Raw genomic sequence first — 8061 nt, forward strand, 5'->3', positions numbered from 1 at the left:
CCGTCCTTTTTGTTCTATTGACTACTTAGCGGTAACGCTACCCGACGCTGCAGGCTCCTCCACCGCCGGGGCAGCCGTGTCGGCAGCGGCCTGCTGGCCTGCGCCCTGGTGGTCCAGGGCCGCCTTGATCAGGCCGGCGAACAGCGGGTGCGGGCGGGTGGGCCGCGAGCTCAGCTCGGGGTGCGCCTGCGTTGCAACGTAGTACGGGTGGACGTCGGCAGGCAGCTCAACGAATTCGACGAGCTTGCCGTCCGGGGACGTGCCGGAGAAGACCAGCCCCTTCTCGGCGATCTGCTCGCGGTACTTGTTGTTGACCTCGTAGCGGTGCCGGTGGCGTTCGCTGACCGTGGTCTTGCCGTAGGTGCCGGCAATGACCGAGCCCTCGTCCAGCTTGGCTTCGTAGAGCCCCAGGCGCATGGTGCCGCCCAGGTCGCCGCGGCCTTCGACGAACTCCAGCTGCTCTTCCATGGTGGCGATGACCGGGTACTTCGAATCCGGCTCGAACTCGCTGGAGGAGGCGCCTTCCAGGCCCACCACGTTGCGGGCGTACTCGATGACCATGCACTGCAGGCCAAGGCACAGGCCCAGCACAGGCAGCTTGGTCTCGCGGGCGAACTTCAGGGCCCCGAGCTTGCCTTCCAGGCCGCGGATACCGAAGCCGCCCGGCACGCAGATGGCGTCCACGCCGTCGAGCGCCTTGATGGCACCTTCCCGGGTTTCGCACTCGTCGGAGGGGACCCACCGGATCTTGACCTTCGCCTCGTTGGCAAAGCCGCCGGCACGGAGGGCCTCCGTCACCGAAAGGTAGGCGTCCGGAAGATCGATGTACTTGCCCACCAGCGCGATTTCGACCTGGTGCTTGGGGTTGTGCACGGCCTCCAGGAGGCGGTCCCAGCTGGTCCAGTCCACGTCCTTGAACGGCAGGTCCAGGGCACGGACGATGTAGGAGTCCAGTCCCTGGGTGTGCAGCGTCTTGGGGATGTCGTAGATGCTCGGGGCGTCCGGGCAGCCGATGACTGCTTCGAGGTCGACGTCGCACATGCGGCCGATCTTGGCGCGCATGGCCTCGGGGATCTCGCGGTCGGAGCGGATCACGATGGCCTCGGGCTGGATGCCGATGGAGCGCAGGGCTGCCACCGAGTGCTGCGTGGGCTTGGTCTTAAGTTCCTGCGACGGTCCGATGTACGGGACCAGCGAAACGTGGACGAAGAAGACGTTGCCGCGGCCAACGTCCTGGCGGACCTGGCGGGCCGATTCGAGGAATGGCTGGGACTCGATGTCGCCAACGGTGCCGCCGATTTCGGTGATGATGACGTCCGGCGCGTTCTTGCCTTCGGCGGGCAGCCGCATGCGGCGCTTGATTTCGTCGGTGATGTGCGGGATGACCTGGACGGTGTCGCCCAGGTATTCGCCGCGCCGCTCCTTGGCGATCACCGTGGAGTACACCTGCCCGGTGGTCACGTTGGCCGAACCTTCGAGGTTTTCGTCAAGGAAACGCTCGTAGTGCCCGATGTCCAGGTCCGTCTCGGCGCCATCGTCAGTGACGAAGACCTCACCGTGCTGGAAGGGGTTCATCGTGCCCGGATCCACGTTCAGGTAGGGATCGAGCTTCTGCATTGTGACGGAAAGGCCGCGGGCCCGGAGCAGGTGACCGAGGCTGGAGGCCGTCAGTCCCTTGCCGAGGGAGGACGCCACACCACCGGTGACGAAGATGTGCTTAGTCATCTTGGAGGAGCCCGGGAACCGGGAATTTACACGGGAATTTGATCGCTGCACCACGGAATTCGAGCCTATCATCAATTGCGCCTTCCCGTGGTTCTTCCCCTCAGGCCCGCTGCGGCAGGAGTTTGGCGTCGTCCAGCAGTTCCTGGGCGTGCGCCCGGGCGGACTCGGAGTCCTCCTGGCCGGCCAGCATGCGGGCAAGTTCACGCACGCGTTCCGGGCCGTCAAGGAGCCGGACGTCACTGGAGGTGAAGCCGGTGGCGGTGCCGCTGTCGGCTCCCCTGACGGACGTTTTGGTCACGGTGATGTGCTGGTCGGCAAAGGCTGCCACCTGGGGAAGGTGGGTGACCACCAGAACCTGCACGTGCCGCGCCAGCATGGCCAGGCGGCGGCCGATCTCGACGGCGGCGCGTCCGCCCACGCCCGCGTCCACCTCGTCGAACACGAACGTAGGCACGGGATCGACGGCGGCCAACACCACTTCGATGGCAAGCATCACACGGGACAACTCACCACCGGATGCGCCCTTGCCCAGCGGCCGGGCCGGGGCGCCGGAGTGCGGCTGCAGCAGGAAGCTGATGTCGTCCGCGCCGTGCGGACCCAGCTGCCCGGCGGACTCAAGGTTGATCACCAGGGTGGCATCCGCCATGGCCAGGGCCTTCAGCTCGGCGCTGACGCGGGCAGAAAGGTCCTTGGCCGCCTTGGCACGGATCTTGCTGATGGCGGCGGACTGCTTGGTCAGTTCCGCTTCGGCACGGACCACCTCGGCGTCCAGGGCTTCGATGCGGGAGGAATCGTCCTGCAGTTCGTCGTACCGCACGCGGGCAGTTTCGGCCCACTCCAGCACTTCGTCAATGGTGGGGGCGTATTTGCGGACCAGCTTGGCCAGTGCTGCCCGGCGGTCTTCGATTTCAGCGAGCCGTTCCGGCCCTTCGGTGTCCAGGCCGGCCTGGTAGCTGGCCAGTTCTGTGGCGATGTCGTTGAGCAGGAAGCCCACTTCCGCCAGCCGGGCGGCCGCCGAGCCGAGTTCAGCGTCGTGCTCGGCCACATGTTCCAGGGTGCGTTTGGCGGAGTCCACCAGGGTGGTGGCGTCACCGGTTTCGCCGAAGTCCTCGGCGATGAGGGCCTGGTGGGCCGTGCTGGCCGCTATCCGGAGCTCCTCCACGTTGGCGAGCTTGACGGCCTCAGCCTTCAGGAGCTCGTCCTCCCCCGGCTGCGGATCCACTTCGTCTATTTCGGCGAGGGCTGCCTCGAGGGATTCTGCTTCGCGCAGCCTGTCGCGTGCTGCGCTCCGCAGGCTGTCCAGTTCCGCCTGGCTGGCCTTCCACCGGCTGTACAGCTCCTGGTAGGCGGACAGCGGTCCGGCCAGGCTGTCCCCGGCGAACTTGTCCAGGGCCTCCCGCTGGGCTGTGGCGCTTTTGAGCCGGATCTGGTCCGACTGGCCGTGCACCACCACCAACGATTCGCCGATCTCGGCCAGGACGCCCACCGGGGCAGCCCGCCCACCCAGGAAGGCACGGCTGCGGCCGTCGGCACCCAGGCGCCGGGCCAGGATAAGCTCGGCGCCGCCGTCGAACTCCTCCGCGTCAGCACCGGCGTCAAGGGCACGGACAATAGCCGGATGCCCGGCGTCGAGCTTGAGCACCGCTTCCGCGGTGGCGCTTTTCGCGCCGCTCCGAACTGCCCCTGCATCGGAGCGCGCGCCCAGCAACAGTCCGACGGCGGTGACCACCATGGTCTTGCCCGCGCCGGTTTCACCGGTCACCACGCTCAGGCCCGGGCCGAGCGGGAGCGTTGCGTCGGTGATGACGCCGAGGTCGCGGATTCTCAGTTCTTCAAGCATGGATTCACTTCGCAGTCAACGGATCGGGATCACTGCCGGGGTTTTCCGCATTCGGGACGGGCAGCGGCGGCATGGGCCGGGGCGTCCGCACGATGGGGATAGGGCCGGTGTGCACGGCATCGGACTTGGGGACCGGGCCGCGCCAGCCGTGGATGGGCAGCTCGAACTTGCGGACCAGCCGTGCCGAGAAGGGCGTCTGGTGGGTGCGGGCCAGCCGGACCGGGGTGGCCGACTTGGTCACTTCCACCCGCGCGCCGGGCGGCAGGTCGACGGAGCGCCGGCCGTCGCACCACAGCACCCCCTGGGCGTCGGTGCGGCCCAGCACCTCGACGGCGAGCCTGGACCTGGGCGACACGACGAGGGGCTTGGCAAAGAGCGCATGGGCACTGATGGGCACAATCACCAGCGCCTCCACCTCCGGCCACACCACCGGTCCGCCGGCGGAGAACGCGTAGGCCGTGGAGCCCGTGGGGGTGGCCAGCACGATGCCGTCGGAACCGAAGGACGTCAGCGGACGCTCGTCCACTTCCGTGACGACCTCCAGCATGCGTTCCCGGTTGGCTTTTTCGATGGCGGCCTCGTTTAAAGCCCAGGTGTGCCAAATCTTCTGGCCGCGTACCCAGACCTGGACGTCGATGGTCATGCGTTCTTCGACGGTGTACTCGCGGCTGGCAATCCATTCGACAGTCTGGGCAAGGTCCGCCCGCTCACTTTCCGCGAGGAAGCCCACGTGGCCGAGGTTGACGCCCAGCAGCGGCACATCCACCTCGCGCACCAGCTCCGCGGCGCGCAGGATGGTTCCATCGCCGCCGAGGACCATGACCAGTTCGACATCGGGCAGCTGGACATGGTCGTGGAGCACTTCCACGGGCTGGGCCAGGTGCCCGAAGAACCGTTCCATGTCGCCCAGCTCGGAATCCTGCATCACCGGGACCATGCCCGAAGCATGCAGCAGGGCACACGCTTCCCAGGCGGCCTTCAGTGACTCCTCGCGGCCGGTGTGGGCAAGGACCAGTACACGCCTGCTCATCAGGTTCCGCTCTCTAGTGGTTCGGCCAGATTTGTCCGAGCAAGGCAGCTGCTGCCGCCTCCCGCTCTTCGATCTTAGGCAAGTCTTGGGTGATCCCGCGTTTTATCCACAGGAAGTATTCGACGTTTCCGTCCTGCCCGGGCAGCGGACTGACCGCCAGGCCGCACAGGTCCAGGCCGGCGTCGAGCGCTGCCCTGGCCACCTTCTCCACGGCCATCCGCCGCTCACGCTCCGACGTGACAACGCCGGTCCGGCCCAGGCGGTCCTTGCCGATCTCGAACTGTGGCTTGACCATCAGGACCAGGTCGCCGCCGGGCCCGGTGCAGTCAGCCAGCGGCTGAACCACCAGGGTGAGGGAGATGAAGGAGAGGTCGGCGACGGTCAGCGCCGCGGGACCGCCGATGTCGGCCGGCGCCATGTACCGGACGTTCATGCCCTCATGGACCTCCACGCGCGGGTCGTCCCGGAGGTGCGGCACCAGCTGGCCGTGCCCGACGTCGACCGCCACCACGTGCGCGGCACCCCGCCTCAGCAGGACGTCCGTGAACCCGCCGGTGGAGGCACCGGCGTCAAGGCATCGTTTGCCTTGGGCCGAAATGCCGGGGAAGGCGTCCAGCGCGCCGGCCAGCTTGTGCCCGGCCCGGCTGGCGTAGGTGTCCTGCTCATCGTGCTCGACGGCCAGGTCCCGGCTGTCGTCAACCTGCAGGGATGCCTTGCCAAGGACCTGGCCGCCGGAACTGACTTTGCCTTCGGCGATCAGCGAGGCCGCATGCGTTCGCGACCTGGCGAGTCCACGGGCTACCAAGGCCTGGTCGAGGCGTACCGGCATCACGCGGCCCCGCCGTCCGGCCCAGTGACAGGGGATGCGATTTCTGCCGGATCGTTGTTGAGCGCGGCCAGCAGGTCATCGTGCAGCAGGTTGTAGGCGGCCTCGTGGTCCGCTGCCGGAAGCCCGGGCAGGTCGAGGAGCCGGGCGACGGCCTGCGCCACCTGCGGATCCGTGATGTCCTGCCCGTCGGCGTGCGGCCATTCCGGTGCCGGCTGGATTGTCGGGTCGTCCGGTTCAGTCAGCTCGGTCATGCAACCAGTCTAGTGATCCAGCCACACCAGCTTGGGCGCCTGCGGGGCTGCGGCGTCAGGCGTCGCGGCCCACCAGGCGGCACACGCCGCCCGCCACGAGTCCAGATTGCTTTGGCCGCCAATGATGCCCACGGCTCCGTTGGCCACGCGCGCCGTTGATTCCCCACAGGCGTAGGTGCCGTCGTCGTGCGTTACGTCCGGATACGGACGGTGCAGGTCCGCGAGGTTACCAATGATGTATTCGGGCCGTTCGGCAGCCCTCGCTGCCAGGATGGTTTCGCGCGTGTCGACCCCGGTCAGGACCGCCACCGTGGCAAAGCCCGCGTTGTTGCCGCCCAGGATGTCCGTGTCCAGCCGATCGCCCACCACCAGGGGGCGTTCAGCCCCGAGGCGCTTGGCAGCCGAATGGAACAGCGGTGCCTCCGGCTTTCCGGCAACCCGAGGCTGCTGGCCGGTGGCTGCCGCGACCGCGGCCACCAGGGTGCCGTTTCCCGGGGCGATGCCGCGTGCCTGCGGGATGGACATATCCGTGTTGGTGGCCACCCAGAGGGCACCGGCATTGACCACATAAGTGGCTTCGGCCAGGTCCTTCCATCCGATGGCGGGGCTGAATCCCTGGACCACGGCGACCGGGTCCTCATCCTGTCCGGCCACCGGCACCAGGCCCACGAGCTCGATTTCCCGGGCCAGGGCCGGGCTGCCCGTGATCAGGATCCTGGACCCCGGCGCCAGCACCGAGGCAAGCAGCTCAGCCGCGGCCTGGGAGGAACTGACCACCTGGTTGTCCTCCGCGGGAGCACCAAGCTCGCGCAGATGTGCAGCCACTTCCGCCGGCGACCGTGACGCGTTGTTGGTCACGTAGCCCAGGCCGATGCCCAGACCGGAGAGCTGCTTCAGCGATTCAACAGCTCCGGGGATAGCGTTGGGTCCGGCGTAGACCACGCCATCCAGGTCGGCCAGGAGTGCATCGAAGCGGGAAACCAGGGAAACATCGCTCATCTGTGGTCAGTCTTCCCGGCTGTCTTCGTCATGTCCTTGGCCTGCGTTGTCCTCCGCATGGGCATCGTCCGCTTCGGCGTCGTCAGCCAGCACGGTGCCAAGCTCGTCGTGTTCCACCGAGTCCTGGTCCGATTCTGCGTCGTCGGAAACGAAGTAGTCTGCGTCCTGGTCGTCAACGCTGGTGTCCAGCGCGGATTTTGCCTCGGCTGCGCGGGCGCTTCCCGCCGTTGCCTCCGGGGAACCTTCTGCGGGAGCCGCGGCGTCAGAGGCGCGTTCGAGCATCCTGCGGCGTTCAGCCTCTTCCCGGGCCTCTTCTTCCTCGTCCCAGCCAAGGTCGATGATCTCGGGTTCCTGGTCTGCTCCCAGGCCCAGGGCATCTTCTGCCACGACGGCCTGCCGGTTCCACCTGTCTGCTTCTTCCTGCCGGCCGACAGCTGAAAGTGCATCGGCGTAGGCACGGAAGAGGCGCGGGCTGTAGGAGAACGCGCGGTTCATGTCCAGCTGCGGGATTTCGAGCTCGGCCACTGCCGCGTCCAGCTGGCCAAGATCGGTGCGCGCACCGGCAGCGACGATTGCCAGTTCCACCTTGCCGGGAGCATCCAGGTCCTGGGCTTCCTCCGAGCGGGCCACATCGAGGGCGCGGTCCGGGCGGCCCAGGCCACGTTCACAGTCGGCCATGACGGGCAGGTGGACGTTGGAACCGCTGATCCGGCGGAAGGTACGGAACTCACGCAGCGCCTCGCCATAGTGGCCGGCAGCGTAGGCGGTCAGGCCCACGGCTTCCCGGACTGCGGCAAGCCTGCCTCCACGACGGCTGGCGGCGAGTGCGTGCTGGAAGGCCAGCTCCGGTTCGTCGTCAATGAGCCGGCCGGCCATCACCAGGTGGCGGGCCACCCACTCTGAACTTTTGGCTTCAAGGGTCTTGATCTGGTGCTGCGTGGCGCGGTCCAGTTCCTTGCCCGTGACGTCTTCGTCGATTTCGGGAGAGCGCTCCCGGTCCGGCCGGTTGGCGCTGCGGAGGTCAGCGGCGTTGGGCACGCGGACAGGACGGTCCTCCTGGCGGTCGCGGCCGAAACTGCGGGGGCCGGAGCCACGGCCTGATTCGCCGCGCGAGTCACCGCGGTCGAAGCTGCGGGGTGCGCGGTCCTGCCGGTCACCAAACGGCTTGCGGTTTTCGCCGCCGCCAAACCCGCGACGGTCTCCCTCACCATCACGACGGGGACGATCACCAAACGGCTTACGATCACGATCACCGAACTGGCGACGGTCACCCTCACCATCACGGCGCGGACGATCACCAAACGGCTTACGATCACGATCACCGAACTGGCGACGGTCACCCTCACCATCACGGCGCGGACGATCACCAAACGGCTTACGATCACGA

7 protein-coding genes are annotated in these 8061 nt (G+C 67.5%); all 7 read right to left on the reverse strand.

What is annotated here, in order from left to right; all coding sequences use genetic code 11:
* Positions 1–21: 21 nt before the first annotated feature.
* From ACFVTD_RS19855 to ACFVTD_RS19885, 7 genes are read right to left on the reverse strand one after another with little or no spacing between them, the layout of a single operon-like run.
* On the reverse strand, positions 22–1797 hold the full coding sequence (locus ACFVTD_RS19855; protein ID WP_387566475.1) for a CTP synthase: 1776 nt from the start codon (positions 1795–1797) through the stop codon (positions 22–24).
* 28 nt (positions 1798–1825) lie between these two features.
* Complete coding sequence (gene recN / locus ACFVTD_RS19860) at positions 1826–3565, reverse strand: DNA repair protein RecN (protein WP_387566478.1); 1740 nt, start codon at positions 3563–3565, stop codon at positions 1826–1828.
* 4 nt (positions 3566–3569) lie between these two features.
* A complete protein-coding gene (locus tag ACFVTD_RS19865) occupies positions 3570–4595 on the reverse strand; it encodes an NAD kinase (protein ID WP_387566481.1) in 1026 nt (341 codons plus the stop codon).
* 13 nt (positions 4596–4608) lie between these two features.
* On the reverse strand, positions 4609–5424 hold the full coding sequence (locus ACFVTD_RS19870; RefSeq protein WP_387566503.1) for a TlyA family RNA methyltransferase: 816 nt from the start codon (positions 5422–5424) through the stop codon (positions 4609–4611).
* Entirely contained in the window at positions 5424–5675 is a 252-nt protein-coding gene (locus ACFVTD_RS19875; protein ID WP_387566484.1) for a hypothetical protein, read from the reverse strand. Before ACFVTD_RS19875 ends, ACFVTD_RS19870 begins: the two co-directional genes overlap by 1 nt.
* A 9-nt stretch (positions 5676–5684) precedes the next feature.
* Entirely contained in the window at positions 5685–6674 is a 990-nt protein-coding gene (locus ACFVTD_RS19880; protein WP_387566487.1) for an HAD-IIA family hydrolase, read from the reverse strand.
* 6 nt (positions 6675–6680) lie between these two features.
* Positions 6681–7712, reverse strand: coding sequence for a hypothetical protein (locus tag ACFVTD_RS19885; RefSeq protein ID WP_387566490.1), 1032 nt, complete (start codon positions 7710–7712; stop codon positions 6681–6683).
* Positions 7713–8061 lie beyond the last annotated feature (349 nt).

The sequence above is a fragment of the Pseudarthrobacter sp. NPDC058119 genome, assembly GCF_042884655.1.
In the GTDB taxonomy this organism is placed as follows: Bacteria; Actinomycetota; Actinomycetes; order Actinomycetales; family Micrococcaceae; genus Arthrobacter.